Origin of the sequence: Streptomyces paromomycinus (assembly GCF_003865155.1) — a bacterium.
Classification (GTDB): Bacteria; Actinomycetota; Actinomycetes; order Streptomycetales; family Streptomycetaceae; genus Streptomyces; species Streptomyces chrestomyceticus.
Genome location: NZ_BHZD01000001.1, coordinates 1,307,234 through 1,327,992, shown reverse-complemented (window position 1 = coordinate 1,327,992; position 20,759 = coordinate 1,307,234). Strand labels below are relative to the sequence as shown.

Sequence of the window (20,759 nt, the reverse complement as noted above, 5' to 3'; positions counted from 1 at the left end):
ACCTGGGTGGCGGCCTCGCTGGTCTCGCCCAGCCAGAGCCGGCGGAAGCCGGGGCGGGCGAATACTCCCCAGCGGGTACGGTGCCGGTCCGGAATGTCATTCATCGCGTCCACCCGCGGCAGCATGCCGTTGCTTACGGCCGGTTCACAGCGGCGGGAAAGTCCAGCGGCTCGTTCAGCCGTGACAGCACCGGGATGTCCCGGATGTCGTCGTGTTGCAGCACCCACATGAGGAAGCGTTCGACTCCCATGCCGAATCCGGACGTGCGCATCGGGAATTCCTCCCGCATGCGCACGTACCACGCGTAGTCCTGTTCGTTGACGTCGTGTGCCGCCATGGATTTGCGCAAGGTCTGCGCGTCCGCGTGCCGTTCGCCGGAGCCGATGATTTCGCCGAGGCCGAAGTACATGTCCGCGTTCCGCGCGGTCGTGCCGCTGTCGTCCGCGAACGCCTGGTAGAACGGCACGCTCAGCGCGTCGAAGTGCCGCACCCACAAGAATTCGCCGACCCTCCGCATCAGCAGCCGCTCTCCCTTGCGGGTCAGCACCCGCCAGCTGCCCTCGTCCCGTACGCAGCCGTCCACGTCGGCCACCACGCGCACCGCCTCGTCGAACGTGAGCTGTTCGAACCCGGTGGCGCACGCCATCCGTTCCAGGTGGGAGACGTCGCCCCGGGTGGCCGCCAGCCGGTCGCCGAGCCGGTCGAGGAGGGCGGCGGACAGCGCGCTGACGTATCCGCTCGTGTAGCCGATCAGGTCGTCGAGGTCGCCCGGGATCTCCGCCTCGCTGTGCGTGTACTCGTTCAGATGGGTCGCGTCGGGGGTCTCGCCGCGGAACGACGGGGTGACGGCGAACGTGCCGCCCGGCGCCAGGCGGCAGCCGTACTCCAGCGCGAACTGCAGCGAGTCGGGAAGGTAGGTGTGCACGCCCAGCACGGTCACCGGCACCGGCTCGGAATCGCTGCCCAGGGCGGTGGGGCAGGTCACCGACCGGGTGGTCAGCGGCAGCGGGAAGCTGCGCAGGCCACGGGAGCGGGCGTAGTCGCCGGTGGCCGTCAGGACGACGTCGTACAGCTCGGCGACGAGGGTGTACCAGGGGGAGCGCAGCGCCGTCACGAAGGCGTCCGGCTCGTTGCTGTCGAACACGGACGGCGGCCGCACGGAGTTCTGGGCCATGGTGCTCCGGGTCATTCGTGCATCCCTTCGAACGCCTGGGTCGGTGGCCGCACGGCTGCCATGGGCTGGGCACCGCGCAGGATGTGTCCGGGGTCGTAGGTCTCCTTCACGGCGGCCAGCCGCCGCGCTCGTTCGGTTCCATGGCTGTCCTCCGGCGCCCCTTCCGTGTCCTGGGCGTAGTTCAGGTAGACACCGGGCAAGCGGTACGCCTCCAGACGCCGGGCACAGCTCCGGGCCCAGGCGGCGTTCTCCTCGTCGTCCGCGGGATCGGTCCACTGGGCCGAGGCGGTGACGATGTACGGCGCGTCGCGGTGCGGGAAGGCGCTGTCGTGCCCGGGGTCTTCGGCGATGGCGCCCCGCAGGAACTCGAAGTCGATGCTGGACAGGTGCGAAGGCATCTCGCCGGCGCCGGCCAGCAGCGACTGGACGGCTCGCGCCGACAGGCCGGGCAGGTAGCAGGACTTGGTGTAGTAGCGGTGGCCCGGCGGTTCGCTGTGGTCGCCGAGCGCCTGGAGCTCCAGGTAGGGGAGCACGCGGCTGGTGGACGTCTGCGGCGGCGCGGCGTCCAGCAGCGGGGCGAGCTTCCGTGGTCCGTCCTGCGGGTCGCCGAAGTAGGCGGCACTCAGCCGGAGTACGACATCGCCGCCCCCGCCGCCGTCCGCCGGTGCGGACAGCCGCTTGAGCGCGCCCACCGTGTGCAGGGTCGAGGGCTGCTGCTCGGCGAAGTCGCGGTACGCCGCGAGAGCCTGCGCCGCCGTGTCCAGCGAGTACTGGGCCACGTGGTGGTGGACCGGGCCCACCGGCCGCAGCCGGAGGGTGAACCGGGTGACGACACCGACGCTCCCGCCACCGCCTCCGCGCAGCGCCCACAGGAGCTCCGGGTGCCGGGTCTCGTCGGCCTCCACGATCGAGCCGTCCGTGAGCACCACTTCCGCCGCCAGGATGTGGTCGCAGGTCAGCCCCCAGGTACGGGCGAGCCAGCCGTAGCCGCCACCGAGGGCGAGACCGCCCAGCCCGGTGTGCGACACCACGCCCGCCGGGCAGGCCAGGCCGTAGCGGGTGGTGGCGGCGTCCACGTCGCGCAGCAGACAGCCGCCGTCGGCGTACGCCACCCCGGCCCGCGCGTCGACGAGCACGCCGCGCATCGGCGAGAGGTCGATCAGCACCGCGCCGTCCGCGACGGCCGCGCCGGCCACGTTGTGGCCACCGCCCCGTACCGTCACGGGATGTCCCTCGGCCGCGGCGTAGCGCAGCGCCTCGCTCACGTCCGCCGCCGTCCGGCACCGTACGACGCACACCGGGCGCCGGTCGTGCATGGCGTTCCACACCGCCCGGGACTCGTCGTAACCGGGCTCCCCGGGGAACAGGAAGACCGCCCGCGACGCCCGCGCGTCACCGTTCCGCAGCGCGCTCATCGCGTCAGAGCTCCCTCGCCGGTGCCGAGTGCGGCCGCGACCGCGTCGACGATCAGCTTCCGTGGCATGTCGGTCAGGACCTCCTCGTGACGGCACGGCAGCGGTGTCTCCGCCAGGCCGTCCACGTACGGCCGCCAGGCCGCCGGTTCCGGCCAGTCCGGCCCCCGGCCGTGGGTCGCGGTGAAGAACAGGGCCGTCCCGCGGAACTTCGCCGGGCGCCACGCGGCGGCCAGCCGGCCGGCGTTCACCCCTACGTCCACGAGCCGCTGCAACGTGGCTTCGTCGAGGGCCAGCCGGTCGAGCGCCGTCCGGCGGAGGCCGGCCAGCGCGTGCCGCAGCCGGCCGGCGGACGTGATCTCCTCGGGCACCGCCTGGCCCAGCGTGGCCAGCAGGGAGAACTCGTCCCACTGGCTCTGGGTGGCGAAGGCCGGGTAACGCCACGTCTCACCCGGGTACGCGTCGATCAGCGCCAGCAGCTCGACCTCGGCGCCCTCCTCCTGGAGCCGGGTCGCCAGCATGTGCGCGATGTTGCCGCCCAGCGACCAGCCGAGCAGCCGGTACGGGCCGGACGGGCACTCCCGCCGGATCTCGGCGGTCATCCGGTCCACCATGTCCGCGACGGACTCCGGAACGGGTGCGCCGTCCCGCAGACCCGGCGCCTGGATCCCGGTCACCGGTGCGTCGACGGCCAGTTGCCGGGCCAGCTCCCGGTAGCCCCAGGCCAGCCCGGAGGCCGGGTGCACGCAGAACAGCGGCGGCCGGTCCGCCCCGGTCCGCAGCGGCAGGACGATGTCGAAGTCCTGCCGTGCGCTGCCGTCCGGCTCGGCCGCGAGGATCGCCGCGGGGGTGGAGTCACGGAACAGCGTGCGCACCGACACGGACAGGCCCAGTTCCTCCCGTATGCCGACGATCAGCCGCATGGCCAGCATCGAGTGTCCGCCGAGTGCGAAGAAGTCCTCGTCCACGCCGACCCTGGGCCGGCCGAGCAGCCTGGCGAACAGCGCGCACAGGGCCTCCTCCCGGGGATTGCGCGGCGCGGTGCGGGCCCGGTCCGGGGCCGGCTCGGGCGCGGGCAGCGCGGCCCGGTCCAGCTTGCCGTTGCCGGTGCGCGGCAGCGCGTCGAGCGCGACGAAGGCCGACGGCACCATGTACGCGGGTACCAGGTCGGCGAGGCGTCGGCGCAGCCGGCCGGCCGTGACGTCCCCGCCGGGCTCCGCCGGCGTGACGTAGGCGACCAGTTCGCCCGCCGCTGAGACCACGACCGCGGCCTGCCCGACGCCGGGACCGCTCTCCAGCGCGGCCTGGATCTCGCCCGGTTCGACCCGGTGGCCGCGGATCTTCACCTGGTGGTCGGCGCGGGAGACGAACTCCAGCTCGCCGTCGCGGTTCCACCGGACCAGGTCACCGGTGCGGTACATCCGGGTACCGGCGGGGCCGAACGGGTCGGCGGTGAAACGTTCGGCGGTCAGCGACGGCCGCCGGACATAACCCCGGGCGACGCCGGCGCCCGCCACGTACAGCTCCCCGACGACGCCGGGCGGCACCGGCCGCAGCCGGTCGTCCAGTACGTAGCACCGGGTGTTGGGCAGCGGCGGACCGATCGGCGGCCGCCCCGACGCGGCCGTCACCTCGCGGCGCAGCACCGCGATGGAGACGTCGTCGGTGCACTCGGCGGGGCCGTACACGTTCGCCAGCGGGATGCCGGGGAACCGTTCGTACCAGCGCCGGACCAGTCCGGCCGGCAGCTCCTCGCCGTGCACCAGCAGCCACCGCAGGCCACCGGCCTTGGCGGCAGCGGCGGGGTCGGCGGCACAGGCGTTCAGGACGGCGTCCAGCACGCCGGGCACGATCTGGAGCACCGTCACGCCGTGCTCCGCGACGGCGTCCAGCAGGGCGAACGGGTCACGTGCCGTGTCGTCGTCCATGGCGTGCACCCGTCCGCCGACGGTCAGCGCGGTCAGGGCCTGCCAGACCGCGACGTCGAAGGTCAGGGGAGCGTTGAAGGCGATCGTGTCGCGCTCGTCGAGTCCGTAGGTGTCGACGACCACGGCGAGGTGGTGGGCCAGGCCCCGGCGGGTGACCAGGACGCCCTTGGGGGTGCCGGTGGACCCGGAGGTGAAGACGCAGTAGGCGAGCGCGTCGCGGGCCACGGCCGCTACGGGCGCCTCCGGTTCCGCCGGTCCGGTGGCCTCGGGCGTGAGCACCGTCAGCGGGTGGCCGGGACAGGCGGCCGCGACGGCGGCGGCCCGGTCCCGGAGACTGCCCGCCGCCAGCAGGACGTGTACGCCGGCCTCCCGCAGCAGCTGGGCCGCGCGGGCCACCGGCACCCCCGGATCGATCGCCAGATAGCCGCCGCCGCTGTCGAGCACCCCGAGTGCGGCGGCCACGAACCACGGGCCGCGTTCGGACAGCACCGCGGTCACGGTGTCGGGCCCGGCCCCGGCGGCGTCCAGTTCGCGGCGTACGGCACCGGCTGCCCGGACGAGTCCGGCGTAGGTCAGCTCCTGGCCGGCGGCGGACACCGCGACCGCGTCCGGCCGCCGGGCCGCCGTCGCGCGTATCCGGACCGGTGTGTCGTGCACGGGCTCCGGCTGCTCCGCGCCGTTCCAGTCGGTGAGCAGGAGCCGGTGTTCCCGAGGGGCGAGCAGGTCGATGTCGCCGATCCGCCGCTCCGGGTCCGCGGCCACCGCCGTGAGCAGCCGGACGATACGGTCGCCGACGGCCACCACCGTGTCCCGGTCGAACAGGTCGGTCGCGTACTCCAGGAAGATCCCCAGCCCGGCCGGGGCGCCCTGCTCGTCCAGTCGCTGGGCGAAGTCCACCGACAGGTCGAACTTCGCCGTCTCGGTGGGCAGCGCGGACAGTGTGGCCTCGGCGCCGAACAGCCGCTCGCGCTGGTTCATGAACCCGTGGTCCAAGGCCACCAGGACCTGGAACAGCGGGTGTCTGCCGAGCGACCGCTGCGGATTGCACCGCTCGACGACGAGGTCGAACGGCACGTCCTGGTGGGCGAAGGCGCCCAGGTCGACGTCCCTGGTCCGGCGGAGCAGCTCGGCGAACGTCGGGTCGCCCGAGGTGTCGGCGCGCACCACCAGGGTGTTGACGAAGAACCCGACCAGGTCGTCCAGTTCGGCGTCGGCCCGGCCGGTGACCACCGTGCCCAGGGGGATGTCGTGGCCGCCGCCGAGACGGCTGAGCAGAGCGGCCACCCCGGCCTGGAGCACCATGAACAGCGTGCAGTTGTGCTGCCGGGCGAGTTCCGCCAACGCCTGGTGCAGTGCCGGGTCCGTGGCGGTCTCGATGGTCTCGCCGTGGTGGCTGGCCGCGGCCGGTCGCGGCCGGTCGTAGGGCAGGTCCAGTTGCGCGGGCATCCCGTCCAGCGTGGTGGCCCAGTAGTCGAGCTGCCGGGCCAGCACGCTGGACTCGTCCTGCTCGTCGCCGAGCGACGCGCGCTGCCACACGGCGAAGTCCGCGTACTGCACGGCCAGGGGATCGATGTCCGGACGTACCCCGGCCGCACGTGCGCGGTAGCAGTGGTCCAGGTCCGTCAGCAGCGGACGCAGCGACACGCCGTCGCACGCGATGTGATGCACCAGGACGAGCAGAACGTACTCGGGCTCCGGGCCCGGCGGGTCGGTGAGCTCGAACAGCCGACAGCGCAGCGGCAGATCCGCCGTGACGTCGAAGACGTGCCGCACGGTCCGCCGCAGCTCCGCGTCCACCGCGTCGCGCGTGACCTCGACGACGGGCAGCTCCAGGGACACCTGGTCCGCGGGCACGATCCGCTGGCAGGGGGCGCCGTCCACCGTCGGGAACAGGGTGCGCAGCGCCTCGTGGCGGGCGACCAGGTCGTGCGCGGCCGAGCGGAGCGCGGGGACGTCCACCGCGCCGCGCAGCCGGACCACCACCGGGACGTTGTAGGTGGCGCTGGGCCCTTCCATCTGGTCGATGAACCAGAGCCGTTGCTGGGCGAAGGACAGTGGTACCGGCTCGGTACGCGGCTCCAGCCGGGTCAGCGGTACGGGATTGCGGTCCCGCGCCGCGCCCTGGCCGACCACCCGCGCCACCCCGGCGGGCGTGGGCTCCTGGAAGAGCTGGGCGAGGGCGAAGTGCACGCCCAGTGTGGACCGGATCCGGGACACCAGCCGCATGGCGATCATCGAGTGGCCGCCCAGCTCGAAGAAGCTGTCCCGGGGGCCGACCCGCTCCATGCCGAGCGCGTCGGCGAACAGCCCGCAGAGGATCTCCTCCACCGCGCCGCGCGGCGCGTCGGCCGTCCGCAGTGCCGAGGACGGCCCGGGGACGCGCTCGGGCTCCGGCAGCGCTGCCCGGTCCAGCTTTCCGTTGGCGGTCAGCGGGAGCGTGTCGAGCGGTACGAAGGCCGCGGGCACCATGTATCCGGGCAGCTTGGCGGCCACCCGCTCGCGCAGGCCCGCGAGGCCGGCACCCGCCGTCGCGTCGGCGGGCACCACGTAGGCGACCAGGCTCCGGTCACCGTCGGCGTCCTGATGGACGACGACCCCCGCCAGCCGGACCGCCGCGTCGGCCTGGACGACCGTCTGCACCTCGCCCGGCTCGATCCGGAAACCGCGGATCTTGACCTGGTCGTCGGCCCGGCCGGCGAACTCCAGGTCGCCGGTGCCGGTGCGGCGTACCAGATCCCCGGTGCGGTACATCCGTTCCCCCGCCCCGGCGAACGGGTCGGCGACGAACCGCTGCGCGGTGAATCCGGGCCGGTTGACGTACCCCCGGGACAGCCCGGCGCCGCCCACGTACAGCTCGCCCAGCTGCCCCGGCCCGACCGGCCGCAGCCGCTCGTCGAGCACATGGGTCCGTACGCCGTCGAGCGCGCCGCCGATCGGCACGTTGTCCGGGATCTCGCCCTCGGCCGGCACCCTGAAGCCGGTCGAGAAGGTGGTGGCCTCCGTCGGCCCGTACCCGTTGACCACCCGGGTGCCGGGGTGGCCGGCGCGCAGCGAGCGGATCGACCTGGCCGACACGGCCTCGCCGCCGGTCCAGATCTCGCGCAGCACACCGAGTGCCTCCGGGGCCTCCTCCACCATCAGGTTGAACAGGGACGTGGTCATCGCGGCCGCTGTCGGCCGGTGCTCCGTGAGGGTCCGCGCCATCGTCGCGACATCGAGGTCGCCGGGCGGGGCGATCACACAGCAGCCCCCGTTGAGCAGCGGCACCCACATCTCGTACGTCGACGCGTCGAACGCGTAGGACGAGTGCACCAGGACCCGGCGGTGGGCCGTGCCGGCGAACGCGCTGTCGCACGCCAGCGCGACGACGTCGCCGTGGGTCACGCCGACACCCTTCGGCACACCGGTCGACCCGGAGGTGAACATGACGTACGCGAGCTGGTCGGGGTGGACGGCCGGACGCGGGACCGGGGCGTCGGGGGCGGAGGTCCCGCCCGGCCCGACGACGAGGGTGGCGGCCTGGTGCTCGAACCGCGTGCTCAGCGACGCGGAGTCGACCAGCAGCACCGCGGCCCGGGACTCGGCCATCACCACACGGTGCCGCTCAGCCGGGTTGCGCCGTTCCAGCGGCACGTACGCGCCACCGGCCTTCAGTACGGCGAGCAGCGAAACGATCAGTTCGACCGAGCGGTCGACCAGTACGGCCACCGGCGTCTCGGGGCCCACGCCGGAGGCGATCAGCCGGTGGGCCAGCGCGTCGGACCGCCGGTCGGCCTCCTGGTAGGTCACTTCCTCCGGCCCGCAGACCAGCGCCGTCGCGTCGGGGCGTCGCCGTACCTGTTCGGCGAACCGGTCCAGCACGGTCTCGGCCGCCGGGGCGTCGGTCACCGCGGTCGCCTCCTTGTCGTCTGGGAGATCCACCGGCTCACCCCGCCGACCGCGGACCGGACGGGTCCAGGGAGCGCGCCAGGCGGGCCGGCCGCAGGTCCGTCCAGCGGCGGTCGACGTAGTCGAGGCAGTCGGCCCGCGGCCCTTCGTGCACCACGTCCCAGCCGTCGGGGACGGTGAGCGGCGCCGGCCAGAGGGAGTGCTGGAACTCCTGGTTCACGAGGACGAAGAACGTGGCATCGGGTTGGTCGAAGGGGTTTTCCGGCACAGTGATCCCCTTTGGCAGGAAAGACCGTCGGTGAGGAGGTGAGAAGCCGCGTCGGTGAGGAGGAGAAAGCCGCGATGGAACGTTTCTTCAGCGGCGGGCCGGGAAAAGGTCAGCCGCTCGCCACGAACATGCGCCCGGTCGGCATACGGTGCGCGGTGCACCGGACATCGGTGTATCCCGCCCGGCGGAAAAGGTCCGTCCACTCTTCCTCGGCGGGCAGCCGGATATCCATCGAACTCGCGTGGAGATAGGTGAAGAGCGAGCTGAAGGCCCGCTCCCGCGCGGTGGCCGCATACGGCACCGCGTCGGTGACGATCAGGCGGCAGCCCTCGGCCGTCACCTCCCGGCAGGTGCGCAGCACCGCGAGGAACGTGCCGGGATCGCTCACCACGTCGTGCATCACGAACCCCGCGTGCACGACGTCGGCGTCCCGCAGCGGCGCGGGGTCGGCCACCAGCGACTCGATGCTGCGGTTCACCACGTCGAGCCGGTCCGCCACACCGGCGCGTTCCGCCGCCCGCCTGGCCTCCGCACAGGCCGCGGCGCTCATGTCGATCGCGGTCCCCGTAGCGTCCGGGAGGGTACGCAGCAGGTGGACGAGGAGCCCTCCGGCGCCCGCGCCCAGGTCGGCCACCTTGGCCGGCCGGGCGTCCACGATCTGCGAGAAGGCGTGCGGGTAGAAGCCCTGCGAGCCGACCCAGCGCGAGGACACGGCCACCCAGCGGCCGTCGCGGTCGTACTTCTCACCCGCCGCCTCCGGGTCGCGGAGGAATTCCAGCGCGTGCTCGATGTAGGGCCGGTTCGCGTTCATGGCCCACGACAGATACCCCGACTCGTACCTGCGGTCCGCCATGCCGGCACACGGACGGAACCGCGGCGAGTCGTCGATACGGTCGACCAGGCCCGCGGCCTCCAGGGCGCGCACGAACTCGGCGCAGTTCCGCTGAGGTGCCGCGGTCGCTTCGGCCACGTCCTCGACCGTGAAAGGCTCCGGACGGTCCAGCAGCGGGGATATTCCGAGTTCCTCGGCTACTTCGAGCAGGGCGGCCACCGCGGCCAGATCAGCGGCTGTCTCGCCGACACGGGTGGAATCATTGACGCTCATTCGCGGCTCCGAATTCGAGGGCGATGTCCACGGGAAGAGGGGCGGCACGTGCGTACTCGGCGAACGCCATTGTCGGGTCACCGTCTTTGTCCAATCAAGTAATCACCACCGTGCCGGGAACGGGGCGGCCGGCGAAGTGTCCGCCTTCTGTCCAACGCGCCGAACCCTGTCCACCGGGCGTGTTTTCCGGTAGTTCCCGGGCAGTTGACGGGCTGCCGGCGGGTGGTTGAACGGATGGTTGAACGGAACGGGCTCCGTACGCGGATGCCGGGGGCTCTCCGCGCTCTCTGCGGTGCACACCGGAAATGGCCCGTCGGTCCTGTTGTCCTTCCGGCTTCCTGGCTACCGTCGAATCCCTTCACCCGCGGATCCCGGAGGTGCCATGCGAAGGCCGCGTATCCGGCCGGTGTTCGACGGCCTGCCCGCCTATCTCCCGTCGCGGCCCGTGCGGTCCGCGACGGGGGAATTCCATCCGCTCGCGGCGAACGAGTCACCGCGCGAGCCGCTGTCCGGCATCCTCGCCGCGGTCAACGGGGCGGCGGGCACGGTGAACCGCTACCCCGACTTCCACGGGACGGAGCTGACGGCGCGGCTGGCGCGGCTCCACGGCGTCGCCGAGGACCAGGTGGCGCTGGGGGCCGGCTCCATCGCGCTGGTCCAGATGCTCTTCCAGGCCGTCGCCGAGCCGCAGGCCGAAGTCCTCCACGCCTGGCGGACGTTCGAGCTGTACCCGGTCCTCGCCGACCTCGCCGGCGTGCGCAGCGTCCGGGTGCCGCTGGTCGCCGAGCGGCACGATCTGCCCGCGATGGCGCGGCAGGCCGGCGACCGCACCCGCCTGGTCCTGCTGTGCAACCCGAACAACCCGACGGGCACCCTGCTCGACGCCGATGAGCTGCGCGCCTTCGTGGACCGCATACCCGAGGACTGTCTCGTCGCGGTGGACGAGGCGTACTTCGAGTACGTGCGCCACCCGGCGGCGCGGAGCGCGATCGCCCTGCTGGCGGACCGCCCCAACCTCGTCGTGCTGCGCACGTTCTCCAAGGCGTACGGGCTCGCGGGGCTGCGGATCGGCTATCTCATCGGCTCGCCGTACCTCGTCGCCCAGTTGCGCAAGGCGTGCCTCCCGTACTCGCTGAGCAGCGTCGCGCAGGCCGCCGCGTCGGCCGCGCTGCACCACCGGGAGGAACTGTTCGCCAGGGCCGACGACCTCGTCGCCGAACGGACCCGGGTGCGCCGGGTGCTGATCGCCGACGGGTGGGAGGTGCCGCCCAGCGAAGCCAACTTCGTGTGGCTGCGCCTGGGCGCCGCCAGCACCGCCTTCGGCGCGTGGTGCGCCGACCGGGGGGTCGCGGTGCGCACCTTCCCGGAAGAGGGCCTGCGGGTCTCGCTGGGATCACCGGAGGACAACGACGCCTTCCTGGCCGCGGCCGCGGCCTGGCGGCGGAAGGCACGGGCGCCCGTCGGCGATCTCCCCCGGCCGGTACCGGTCCCGGGCCGGCCGGCGGCGCCGGGTGATCCGGCGCCCTGACGGTGACCGGGCCGGACTGGAACGGATCGGACCGAACTGGATCGGAACGCAGCGGACCGGAACGCACCGGACCGGCCGGCCGCGCGGGCGGACATCGCGTCACGTCGCGGGCGGTCATCCGAGGCCGACGTCCGTCTCCGCCGACGGGGGGTGTCCAACTGCTGATTTACGCAGTTGGACACCCCCCGAGTCGAGCGGCGTCACAGCAGTCGACTCTGGTGTCGTGCGCTCTGGTGTCGTCCGGGCCGGTGCCGCCGCCTGATCCGGTTTCGCCTGATCCGGTGTCGTCCGACTGCCGACCTGGTCGGCCAGCCGGCCCCAGTCCTCGGCGAAGGACTTGGCGAGATCGGCCATCTGCTGCGTCCGGTGGCTGGGGACGGCGTCCAGAATGCGCTCCCATTCCCTGGCGGCCGACAAGGAGACCTCCAGCCAGCGCAGCAGCAGCCGGCCCGATTCCGACAGCCGCAGTGACGGGTCGCGCCGCAGGGCCTGGACGACGGCCGCTTGGTGGTCGTGGGACGCCGGCCGGTTCGGGATCCGTTCGACGACCCGGCCCGGCCGCGCGCGCTCGTAGCTGACGTCCCGCCGGGTCCGGGCGGACTTGCCGCGGCGGTTCTGCGGCACCGGGTCCTCACCGCGGGCCAGCCGCTGCCGTACGTCCCGCACGGTCTCCGGCGAGATCCCCGCGTCCTTGGCGATCTCCCGCAGCGACGCCTCGGGCCGTGCGGCGATGAGACGGCCGGCGAGCCGGCGCCCGTGGGCGGCTTCGAGGGGCCGGGTACGGCCGTCGCGCCCCAGCCGCGCCTCGTCCGCCTCCCGGACGGAGTCGCTCGACGACCGTATTTCGGCCACGGTCCTGGCGGACAGTCCGGCGACGGCGGCGATCCGCCGGTCGGACCAGTCCAGATGGGAGGACATGATGCGGACGGCGGCGGCCCGGCGCTCGGCCACGGACAGCGGCAGCCCGTGCCGGACGTTCGCCTCGACCGCCCGGACGAAGGCGCCGGCCTCGCTCCCGTCGAAGAACACCACACGGACGCTGTCCCGGCCGGCCAGGTGCATGGCCCGCAGGCGGTGCACACCGTCGATCACCTGCATGGTGCTCCGGTGCACGACGATGGGGGGCAGCTCGTCGACCACTTCCGACAGCAGCCGGATGTGGGCGACGTCCTCACCCGTGAAGCGCGGGCCGTCGCCCACCGCCAGCGCGCCGATCGGCACCCGCTGGGCGGAGTTCGCCTCCGCTCTTCCGTGTGAGCCGATCGTGTCCGGCGCCGTCTCCTCGGTCAGTGCAGTGAGCTCGTCCTGGTCGGCCTCGGCAAGCGTGCTGGAGTACTGATGACCGGTCATTACCTCACCTTTCGGACCTCTTCGCAGCGAGAATCAAGCGGTGCAGACCGAAAGAACGTAGCCACCTCCAGGCGGGGCGTATCGACTCCGGTTCACGCTGCCGGGCGGCGTCTTCGCGCCGTGGACCGGGGAACCGCGCGTCGCGGACGCGTCGTGGCCGGGGCGGTGCCGGGCATGCTTCGCCGCGCCGACGGGCCCGGGGCCCGGCAGCACGGGAGGATCGGTGCACGTTCCATGTGACCCCCGTCGGCGATTCCCGTCACTGCAGCACAGACTTCTGCGGAGGACTACCGGGACTTCACGAAGAGGCGACCGGTACGGCATCGCCGAGCTGGACGGTGTCCTCGCGCGGGCAGCTCACGCGTCACCGTGCGGGCCCGGTCCGGCCGGGCCGGTCCACGGGACGGGCCGCTCCGGTGCGCATGGTTTCCCCCTTCTCCGGCCCGATCACCGGTCTGGCGCGGCGGCGCGGACTCCCCGTGGACGGAGCTGAGCGGGACGGGGCGGGCGCCTGAAGCACGCTGGCAACTCGCGCCACACTACGATCGTGTCTCGGCGGGATCAATCGCCGTACACCGTCCAACGGGCTGTTCCGTGCGGGGAACCCGTGGCGCCGGGCGAACGCCGCGGAGGTGCTGTCGCCGCCCGCCGCCGGCCTTGCTCCGCACGTACCTGAACAGGCGTCATGCTCCGCGGGAACCGTTCCGACGTACCGGCGGCCCGTCCTTCACCGGCCGCTCGACGCTTCTGTCAGCGCCCGGGCACGCCACCGCCGGGCCGACGCCGGGCGAAATGGCCGGTAAGGGTCTAGGCAGGGACCCTGGTGCCGCTGTTGAACGGTGTGCGCGCACCAGATGCCGGCCAAAGACCGGCGGCCCGGCCACGTGTCCACGGAAACGGCGCGACCGCGCGCACCGGGCGGGCGTTCGGGCCAGAGCTCGAACCGGTCATGACGCGGCCCGGCCGGTGCGGACGACAGCCGTCCGGCCCCCGGCCGTTCGCGCGGGCCACGGCTGGGAATCCTTGGTCATGGGCCGCGGTTTCCGCGCTTTTCACTGACCGTAAGTGCACTGGTGCGCGATATCGCGTGCGTGACAGGATGCGGGCTGCGGTTTCGGCGGTGGCAACTGCGTGCGGGGCGCGGGGCGGCCGGAATCCGGGGGAACGCAGCCGGGGGGCGGATGCTGATGGGGGGCGCGCGGACCGGGAACGGGGCGCGGAGCGTGCGTACGAAACGGTGGGGCCGCCTGCGCGCGGGCGCACGGGCCCGGCGCGCACGGTACCGGTGCCGACGGCTGATCACGGAACTCGACCTGCCCACGCCGACGGTCCTGGCGGACGTGTGCGACGCCGTCGCGGCGCGCCTGGGAGAGCCCGTACGGATCGTGCCGATGACACTGGGCGGCACCACGTCCGGCCTGACGGCCCGTACCGCCGACGGTTACTGGATCTTCTGCGAACTCCGGACCACACCCTGGCACCAGACGCACATCGTGCTGCACGAACTCGGCCGCCTTCTGCTGGAGTCCGGGACGGCCGGCCCGCCCGGCGACGGCCCGCCCGTACGGCACGGCTCCGGCGCCCGGGATGCGGAGGTGCTGGGCGGGCTGCTCATGGAGCGGGTGGTGCCGCAAGCGGCCGACCACGGGCCCGGGCCGACGGGGCGGGCCGCCGACCTCGCCGCGGCCCTGGAACCCGCGCTGCGGCACCGGCGCGCGGGGCGGATCGGCACGGGACGCGCGGGCGGCGTGGACGGGAAGGACGACGCCGCGAGCGGCGCCGGCACAGCTGACACGGACGGGGGATCGGGTGTTTGACGTGCTGTACCTGTGTTCCGGCGGGGCGGCCTGGGCCGTCGTCGCCTTCAAGACGCGTGCCTGGCTCGGCGATCGAGGCAATACGGACCTGGGCCTGACGTGTGTGATGAGCGCCTGCGTCGCGACCGGGTTCCTCTTCTCCGCCCCCGGCGTGTACCGGTGGTTCGACAGGCTGGCCGGCGTGCCGAACCTGTCCATGGTCGTTCTCTACTCCACGGTCGTGGTCTTCGCCGCCGGCGCGTTCGTCCTGATGCTGCGCTGGAACAGCGGCCCGGGGGCGGAAGACCGCGCGCGGGCCCGGAAACGGTCCCGTGCGGCCGTGGCGGCCGTGGCCGTCACCTGGGCGGTCGCGGTCCTGTGCTTCGCCGTCGGACGGCCGGACGACGTGGAACATCCCCGCGACTTCAGTACGGCGTACACCGGCTCGCCAGGGGTGATGACGTTCCTGGTGCTGTATCTGGCCATTTTCGGCGCGAGCCTCACAGGGCTCGGCACCCTCTGCCCGCGCTACGCCCGCCAGGTCGGTCCGTCCTGGCTCGCCCGCGGCCTGCGGGTGCTGGCCACGGGCTGCTGGCTCGGCCTGGTGTACTGCGCCTGCAAGCTGGCCGGCTTCGTGCTGTCCTGGGCCGGGCACGAGGCGCCGTGGCTCTCCAACGAGGTGGCGCCGCTGAGCGCGTCGGCCGCCGCCGTCCTGGTGCTGACCGGGCTCGCGCTGCCGGCCGTCGGCACCCGGGCGTACGCCTGGCGCCGGCTGCGCCGGCTGCACCCGCTGTGGAAGGACGTCGCCGCGCTGGCTCCCGAGGTGGCCGCGCGGCGTCCGGCCGGGGCCGGCCGGTGGCGGCTCACCGGCCTCCAGCGGCGCGCCGACCGGCAGATGGCGGAGATCCGGGACGTCCAGCGCGGCATCCGGCGGTACGTGGAGTCGGACACCATCGACATCGCGCGCGAGCGGGGGCGCGCGGTCGTGGCGGACGAACGGCAGCTGGCGGCCGTCGCGGAGGCCGCCGCGCTGCGCCGCGGACTGGAGAACCGGGCGATCGGCCTCGTACCCGTCCTCGGCTCCGACAGCGTCGTGGTGATGGCTGAGGAGCGGGCGGGAGAGCACGCGCCCCGGGGTGCGGCCCGGGGCCGGGAGCAGCTTCCGGGCGACCGGCCCGGGTGCACCTGTACCGGGGGCGTGGCCGAACTCGCGGCGGAGTTCGAACACTTGGCGCGGGTCGCTGATGTCTACCACTCGCCGCTGACGGACACGGTGCTCACCGAACTCCGGCAGCGCAGCGCCATGCAGCGGCACTGAGGCACGGAACGGGGTGGCGCGGTGGCCGCCGACGGCATCGGCGGCCGCCCGGCCGGCCGGTGGCCGCCGTGTCTAGAGTCGTGCACCATGCAGAAGACCGCCGAGACCGGCCCCGACGACCTCATCGACGTGACGCACCTCCTCGACGACCCGTACACCGGCTACGCGGCGCTGCGGGACGCCGGACCCGTACACCGCGTCGCCGGCCCCGACGGACAGCCCGCGTGGCTGGTGACACGGTACGAGGACGTGCGCCGCGGACTGTCCGACCCCCGGCTCTCGCTCGACAAACGCCATGCCGCAGGCGGCTACCGCGGGTTCTCGCTGCCGCCCGCGCTGGACGCCAACCTGCTCAACATGGACCCGCCCGACCACACGCGGGTGCGCCGCCTGGTGGCGAAGGCGTTCACCCCCGCCCGGGTCGAGAAGCTCCGGGAGCCCGTGCGACGGCTCGCGGACGGCCTGCTGGACGCGGTGGCGGAGAGCGGCCGGACCGACCTGATCGCGAGGTACGCCGGTCCGCTGCCCATCATCGTCATCTGCGACCTGCTCGGCGTACCGGAGCGGGACCGCCCGGACTTCCGGAGCTGGACGGACACGCTGATCACGCCCGACCCGGCCCGGCCTGAGCAGACGAAGCAGGCCGTCGGGGCGATGCTGCGCTACTACACCGCTCTGATCGCGGCCAAGCGGACCGCGCCGGGGGACGACCTGCTGTCCGACCTGATCATGGTCAGGGACGGCGGTACGGACGGTCGCGCGGGCCCGGACGCGGAGACGGACGGGGACCGGCTGACCGAGGACGAGCTGACCTCGCTCGCCTTCCTCCTGCTCTTCGCCGGCTACGAGAACACCGTCCACCTCATCGGCAATTCCGTACTCGCCCTGCTGGACCACCCCGAACGCCTCACGGCGTTGCGTGCGGATCCAGCCGAACTCGCGAAGGCCGTGGAGGAGTTCGCCCGCTACGACGGACCGGTCTCGCTGGCCATCCGCCGGTTCCCCGTCGAGGACGTGGAAATCGGTGGCGTGCGGGTGCCGCGGGGGGAGACTGTGCTGCTCTCCCTGGCCTCCGCCAACCGGGACCCGCACCGCTTCCCCGACGCCGGCACGCTGGATCCGGGCCGGGACGCCAGGGGCCACCTCATGTTCGGGCACGGCATCCACCACTGCCTCGGCGCGGCCCTCGCGCGCCTGGAGACGGAGACCGCGCTGGCCGCTCTCATCAGCCGTTTTCCCGGGCTGCGGCTGGATGTTCCGCGGACCGGGCTGCGCCACCGCCGGACACTGCGCGCACGTGGCCTGATCTCGCTCCCCGTCGCCTGGTAATCGCGGGACGAACAAGTTTTTGAGGCATAACCGTTCCTTCATGCGGTAGAAAGGTCGTGAGGCCCGCCCGGTGTGCATCCCCCGTCGCACCGGGCGGGTCCTCGTGCGTACGGGGCTGATGTGCTTTGTCCCGCCGTACCGGGGCCGGCCGGACCGCGCTCGGCCGCTGTAGCCGTCCGTGAGTCTTTGGCCTGTGATGTGCGGGGATTTTCGGCGCTTCGGCCGTCTGGCGTAGGTCCCTCTGCGGGTGAAGCGCGTGCTTCCTAGCGTGAAGGCATGGCACTTCAGACGCTTCTGTCCCGGAATGCCGGTGTGCTGGCCGTCATCGCCGCCACCGGGCTGACGCTCACCTCCATACCGGCGGTGGCCCGCGCCGAGCAGGTGGCGGTGGGGCGGGCCGTGGACCCGGGGGCGGGGGCGGCCAAGGGGCAGGTGGCGGACCGGCTGGGGGACCGTACGGGGCGCACGGTGGCGGATGCCGGGGCTCCCGCGCTGCCCGACGGCGTGTCGGCTCGCGCCTGGACGGTGACGGACGTCCGTACGGGCGACGTGCTGGCGGCCAGGAACGCGCACCAGCGGCTCGCGCCGGCCAGCACCCTCAAGACCCTGTTCGCGGTCACCGTGCTGCCGAAGTTCCGCGCGGGCGCCGTGCACAAGGTCACCCCGGCGGAACTGGCGGGCATCGGCCAGGGCAGCAGCCTCGTCGGCATCAAGGAGGGCCGCAGCTACCAGGTCGCCGACCTGTGGCGCGGGGTCTTCCTGCGCTCCGGCAACGACGCCGTACGGGTGCTCGCCGCGATGAACGGCGGCTGGACGGCCACCGCCCGCGAAATGCAGGCCAGGGCGGGGCAACTGGGCGCCCGCGACACCTCGGTGAAGTCCCCGGACGGGTACGACAGCCCGGGGCAGGTGTCCTCGGCGTACGACCTGAGCGTCTTCGGCCGCGCGGGGCTCGCCGACGCCGACTTCGCCAGGTACTGCGCCACGACGACGGCCCGCTTCCCCAGCAAGGGCAGCCCCTCGTTCGAGATCCAGAACACCAACCGGCTGCTGTCCGGCGCGAACGGGCTGCGGCGCTATCCGGGCATCGTCGGCGTCAAGAACGGCTACACCAGCAACGCCGGCAACACGCTGATCGCCGCGGCCCGACGGGGCGGCCGGACGCTGCTGGTGACCGTGCTGAATCCGCAGTCCGGCGCGTCCAACGCCGTCTACCACGAGGCGGGTTCGCTGCTGGACTGGGGGTTCCGTGCGGCGGGCAAGGCCCGCCCGGTCGGCTCCCTCGTGGCCGCCGCGCCGGGCGGCCGGGCCACCCCCTCGGCCGACGGAGCGCGGAGCGGCGCCGAGCGCCCCTCCGCCTCCGCGCGGCCGGTCGCCGCGCAGGTGTCCCGGGAACCCGGCCGGTGGTCGCACACCACGGGGTGGGCGGTCGCCGGCGGCTTCGCCGTGGCCCTCGCGGTGGGCGCGGTGTTCGGCTGGCGGATGTACGTCCGCGGACGGCGCACGCCCGGGGGCGGCTCCTGACCGGTGGCGCGCCACCCGTCGCAGGCGGGCGCACGGCACCGTCGAAATCCGGCCAATGACGCGACCGGGCCGGGCCGTCTCGCGCCGGGCGCCGCCGCCCCGGGCACCCACCGCACCCGGTGCACGCTGCACAATCGAACCGTGAACGTGACACGACGCGACGAGGGCGGCGACCCGGCCTGCTGGCTGGACCAGGTGTGCCAGGAGTGCGGCCGGATCACGGACCGCCCGGCGGAGCCCGGCTGCGAGCACTGCGGAGCGGGGAGTGCCGCTGCCGGGGCGGACGCCCCCGAACCGGAAGGACGGACCATGGCTGCCCGCGCCCGGAACGAAGGCCCGAGGGAAGATCTGGATGAAGCGCTAAGTGCAGGCCTGAATTCAGGTCTGAATTCAGGTCTGAATGGAGATCTGAACGGGGGATCGGACGAAGGCTCGGGCGGGGGCCTGAACGGGGGATCGGACGAAGCCCCGGGTGAAGACCTGAACGGAAGCCCGGACGAAGTCCCGGGCGACATCCTGGACGAAGCCCCGGCCGCCACCCGTGACCGCGACCCCGAAGGCCGGGCCCGCAACGCCCGGCCGCGGGACGGACTCGGGCGCCCGCTGCCGTACGGCACACCGGGCGTGGACCGCCAGCCCGAAGGTGTCGAACGCAGCCCCCGGGAGGCGCTCACCGAAGCGCAGGACCTCCTGGACCGCGGGCTGCCCTTCCACGCCCATGAGGTGCTGGAGGACGCCTGGAAGATGTCGCCCGGGCCGGAGCGGCAGCTGTGGCGCGGCCTCGCCCAGCTCGCCGTCGGCCTGACCCACGCCGCCCGGGGCAACGCCAAGGGCGGCGCGGCACTGCTGCTCCGGGGCGCCGGCGCGATCGCCCCGTACGCGGACACCGTCCCGTACGACATCGACGTCCCCGGCCTCACCGACTGGGCGCAGGATCTGGCGGACCGGCTCGACGGGCCGGTGGCGGCGGCCGCGAACGCGCCGCGCCTGTGCACCGCCGGGGGCGCCAGGACGGCGGAGTAGCCGACCGGTGCCGGTCAGCGCACCAGCGCCGGTGACGACGCCCCGGCCACCCGCAGCGCCGGGGCGCCGGTGCCGTCCGCCGGTACGGTCCAGATGTCGCTGCCCTTCCCGCCGCTGCCCGGCAGCGCGTAGCCGAGCGTGTGCTCGTCCAGCCAGGCCGCCTGGTCGTCCACGCTGCGCTGCTCCGCGAGCGGGTGCTCGCGCATCGTGCGCAGGTCGAGCACGTACAGCTGCCAGGGGTCGCGGGCCCCTTCGCGTACCCGCTTCTTGAAGGCGAGGCGGGTGTTGTCGGGGGAGAGGGAGGGGCACTCCAAGTTCTCGCGCAGGGTGCGGGCTGTCCAGCGGCGCATGTCGCCCTCGACCAGGTAGGTGCGGCCCTTGGTGGAGACGGTGGCGTAGAAGCGGTTGTCGTCGCGGGCGAAGGTGACGCCCCAGTAGTTGACGTCGGGGGAGTGGTAGCGGCGGCCGTCGAGGGTGAGCGGGATGTCCTCCATGTTCTTGATCAGGTAGCCGGTGCGGGTGTCGAGGATCGAGGTGCGGGTGGAGAAGGACGTGGTGGCGTAGGAGTCACCGGTGGCGAACATGGTCCAGGACAGCATTCGTCCGGAGGCGGAGACCCGGGCCCGGTTGGGGATGCCGGTCAGGGCGATCCGGCGCTTCTCGCGCAGTTGCCCGTCCAGGACGACGGCGTACGAGGCCGGGGGGATGCCGGAGCGGCGCTGGAGGCACAGGGCGGTGCCGCCGGCCGCGTAGAAGCGCTCGCAGGCGGGGCCGCCGGTGGTGCGGTGGTCCGGAACCGGGGCCGCGTCGGCGCTCATCGCCGCGACGCCGGAAGCATCGGAGACACCGGAGACACCGGAAGCATCGGAGACACCGGAAGCACCGGAAGCACCGGAGGCATCGGAAGCGCCGGCCGGCGCGGCCACGCGCGCGACGCGGCCCTCGCCGTCTCCGCCCCGTGTGCTGCGGAAGTACAACTGCCCGCGGTCCAATCCGAACGCCGAGGGGGCGTCGGCGGAATCGGCGCGCCGCACCGCCGTCACCGTGTAGACCACGGCGACCGTGGTGAGGACGGCCGTCGCCACCACGACCGCGATGACGCGGGCGCGCATCGGG

The 20,759-nt window shown here is 73.4% G+C and carries 13 protein-coding genes; 6 read left to right on the top strand and 7 right to left on the bottom strand.

All coding sequences use genetic code 11. From position 1 onward, the window contains the following. Nucleotides 1–133: 133 nt before the first annotated feature. The 5 genes from OEIGOIKO_RS05035 to OEIGOIKO_RS05015 all read right to left on the bottom strand — a co-directional run bounded on the left by OEIGOIKO_RS05035 (nucleotide 134) and on the right by OEIGOIKO_RS05015 (nucleotide 9,775). Nucleotides 134–1,189, bottom strand: coding sequence for an amino acid--tRNA ligase-related protein (locus tag OEIGOIKO_RS05035; protein WP_125052234.1), 1,056 nt, complete (start codon nucleotides 1,187–1,189; stop codon nucleotides 134–136). Next, a complete protein-coding gene (locus tag OEIGOIKO_RS05030; RefSeq protein ID WP_218039978.1) occupies nucleotides 1,186–2,589 on the bottom strand; it encodes an FAD-binding oxidoreductase in 1,404 nt (467 codons plus the stop codon). The genes OEIGOIKO_RS05035 and OEIGOIKO_RS05030 overlap by 4 nt, the downstream gene beginning before the upstream one ends. Further along, the gene (locus tag OEIGOIKO_RS05025) at nucleotides 2,586–8,435 is read right to left on the bottom strand and encodes an amino acid adenylation domain-containing protein (RefSeq protein WP_125052231.1); all 5,850 of its coding nucleotides are present in this window, start codon (nucleotides 8,433–8,435) and stop codon (nucleotides 2,586–2,588) included. Before OEIGOIKO_RS05025 ends, OEIGOIKO_RS05030 begins: the two co-directional genes overlap by 4 nt. Nucleotides 8,436–8,439: 4 nt before the next feature. Beyond that, a complete protein-coding gene (locus tag OEIGOIKO_RS05020) occupies nucleotides 8,440–8,670 on the bottom strand; it encodes an MbtH family protein (RefSeq protein WP_125052229.1) in 231 nt (76 codons plus the stop codon). 109 nt (nucleotides 8,671–8,779) lie between these two features. Then, nucleotides 8,780–9,775, bottom strand: coding sequence for a methyltransferase (locus OEIGOIKO_RS05015; RefSeq protein ID WP_125052227.1), 996 nt, complete (start codon nucleotides 9,773–9,775; stop codon nucleotides 8,780–8,782). Between the two features lie 382 nt (nucleotides 9,776–10,157). Between OEIGOIKO_RS05015 and hisC the strand changes: the two genes are divergently transcribed. Then, complete coding sequence (hisC, locus tag OEIGOIKO_RS05010) at nucleotides 10,158–11,303, top strand: histidinol-phosphate transaminase (protein ID WP_125052225.1); 1,146 nt, start codon at nucleotides 10,158–10,160, stop codon at nucleotides 11,301–11,303. Between the two features lie 114 nt (nucleotides 11,304–11,417). Here hisC and OEIGOIKO_RS05005 read toward each other — a convergent pair whose 3' ends face one another. Continuing rightward, nucleotides 11,418–12,653 (bottom strand): ParB/RepB/Spo0J family partition protein, encoded by a 1,236-nt coding sequence (locus OEIGOIKO_RS05005; protein ID WP_125052223.1) that lies wholly within the window; start codon nucleotides 12,651–12,653, stop codon nucleotides 11,418–11,420. Nucleotides 12,654–13,876: 1,223 nt separating this feature from the next. On the opposite strand from OEIGOIKO_RS05005, the gene OEIGOIKO_RS05000 reads away from it, so the two are divergent. The 5 genes from OEIGOIKO_RS05000 to OEIGOIKO_RS04975 all read left to right on the top strand — a co-directional run bounded on the left by OEIGOIKO_RS05000 (nucleotide 13,877) and on the right by OEIGOIKO_RS04975 (nucleotide 19,643). Further along, nucleotides 13,877–14,470 carry a hypothetical protein gene (locus OEIGOIKO_RS05000; protein WP_174857122.1) on the top strand — a complete coding sequence of 198 codons (594 nt, stop codon included), beginning with the start codon at nucleotides 13,877–13,879 and terminating at the stop codon, nucleotides 14,468–14,470. Next, nucleotides 14,463–15,767 carry an MAB_1171c family putative transporter gene (locus tag OEIGOIKO_RS04995; RefSeq protein ID WP_125052221.1) on the top strand — a complete coding sequence of 435 codons (1,305 nt, stop codon included), beginning with the start codon at nucleotides 14,463–14,465 and terminating at the stop codon, nucleotides 15,765–15,767. Before OEIGOIKO_RS05000 ends, OEIGOIKO_RS04995 begins: the two co-directional genes overlap by 8 nt. A gap of 87 nt (nucleotides 15,768–15,854) precedes the next feature. Further along, entirely contained in the window at nucleotides 15,855–17,096 is a 1,242-nt protein-coding gene (locus OEIGOIKO_RS04990) for a cytochrome P450 family protein (RefSeq protein ID WP_125052219.1), read from the top strand. 276 nt (nucleotides 17,097–17,372) lie between these two features. Next, nucleotides 17,373–18,620, top strand: a complete 1,248-nt coding sequence (locus OEIGOIKO_RS04985; RefSeq protein WP_170251555.1) for a D-alanyl-D-alanine carboxypeptidase family protein — start codon at nucleotides 17,373–17,375, stop codon at nucleotides 18,618–18,620. Between the two features lie 516 nt (nucleotides 18,621–19,136). Continuing rightward, nucleotides 19,137–19,643 carry a DUF309 domain-containing protein gene (locus tag OEIGOIKO_RS04975; protein ID WP_125058445.1) on the top strand — a complete coding sequence of 169 codons (507 nt, stop codon included), beginning with the start codon at nucleotides 19,137–19,139 and terminating at the stop codon, nucleotides 19,641–19,643. Between the two features lie 14 nt (nucleotides 19,644–19,657). Here the strand turns inward: OEIGOIKO_RS04975 and OEIGOIKO_RS04970 are convergent, their stop codons facing one another. Then, nucleotides 19,658–20,755: a TolB-like translocation protein gene (locus OEIGOIKO_RS04970; RefSeq protein ID WP_371859010.1), complete on the bottom strand. Its 1,098-nt coding sequence runs from the start codon at nucleotides 20,753–20,755 to the stop codon at nucleotides 19,658–19,660. Between the last annotated feature and the right edge of the window lie 4 nt (nucleotides 20,756–20,759).

Coding starts and splice junctions, on each gene's coding strand:
- OEIGOIKO_RS05035 (WP_125052234.1), bottom strand. CDS start 1,189: ATGACCCGGAGCACCATGGCCCAGAACTCCGTGCGGCCGCCGTCCGTG.
- OEIGOIKO_RS05030 (WP_218039978.1), bottom strand. CDS start 2,589: ATGAGCGCGCTGCGGAACGGTGACGCGCGGGCGTCGCGGGCGGTCTTC.
- OEIGOIKO_RS05015 (WP_125052227.1), bottom strand. CDS start 9,775: ATGAGCGTCAATGATTCCACCCGTGTCGGCGAGACAGCCGCTGATCTG.
- hisC (WP_125052225.1), top strand. CDS start 10,158: ATGCGAAGGCCGCGTATCCGGCCGGTGTTCGACGGCCTGCCCGCCTAT.
- OEIGOIKO_RS05005 (WP_125052223.1), bottom strand. CDS start 12,653: ATGACCGGTCATCAGTACTCCAGCACGCTTGCCGAGGCCGACCAGGAC.
- OEIGOIKO_RS04990 (WP_125052219.1), top strand. CDS start 15,855: ATGCAGAAGACCGCCGAGACCGGCCCCGACGACCTCATCGACGTGACG.
- OEIGOIKO_RS04985 (WP_170251555.1), top strand. CDS start 17,373: ATGGCACTTCAGACGCTTCTGTCCCGGAATGCCGGTGTGCTGGCCGTC.
- OEIGOIKO_RS04970 (WP_371859010.1), bottom strand. CDS start 20,755: ATGCGCGCCCGCGTCATCGCGGTCGTGGTGGCGACGGCCGTCCTCACC.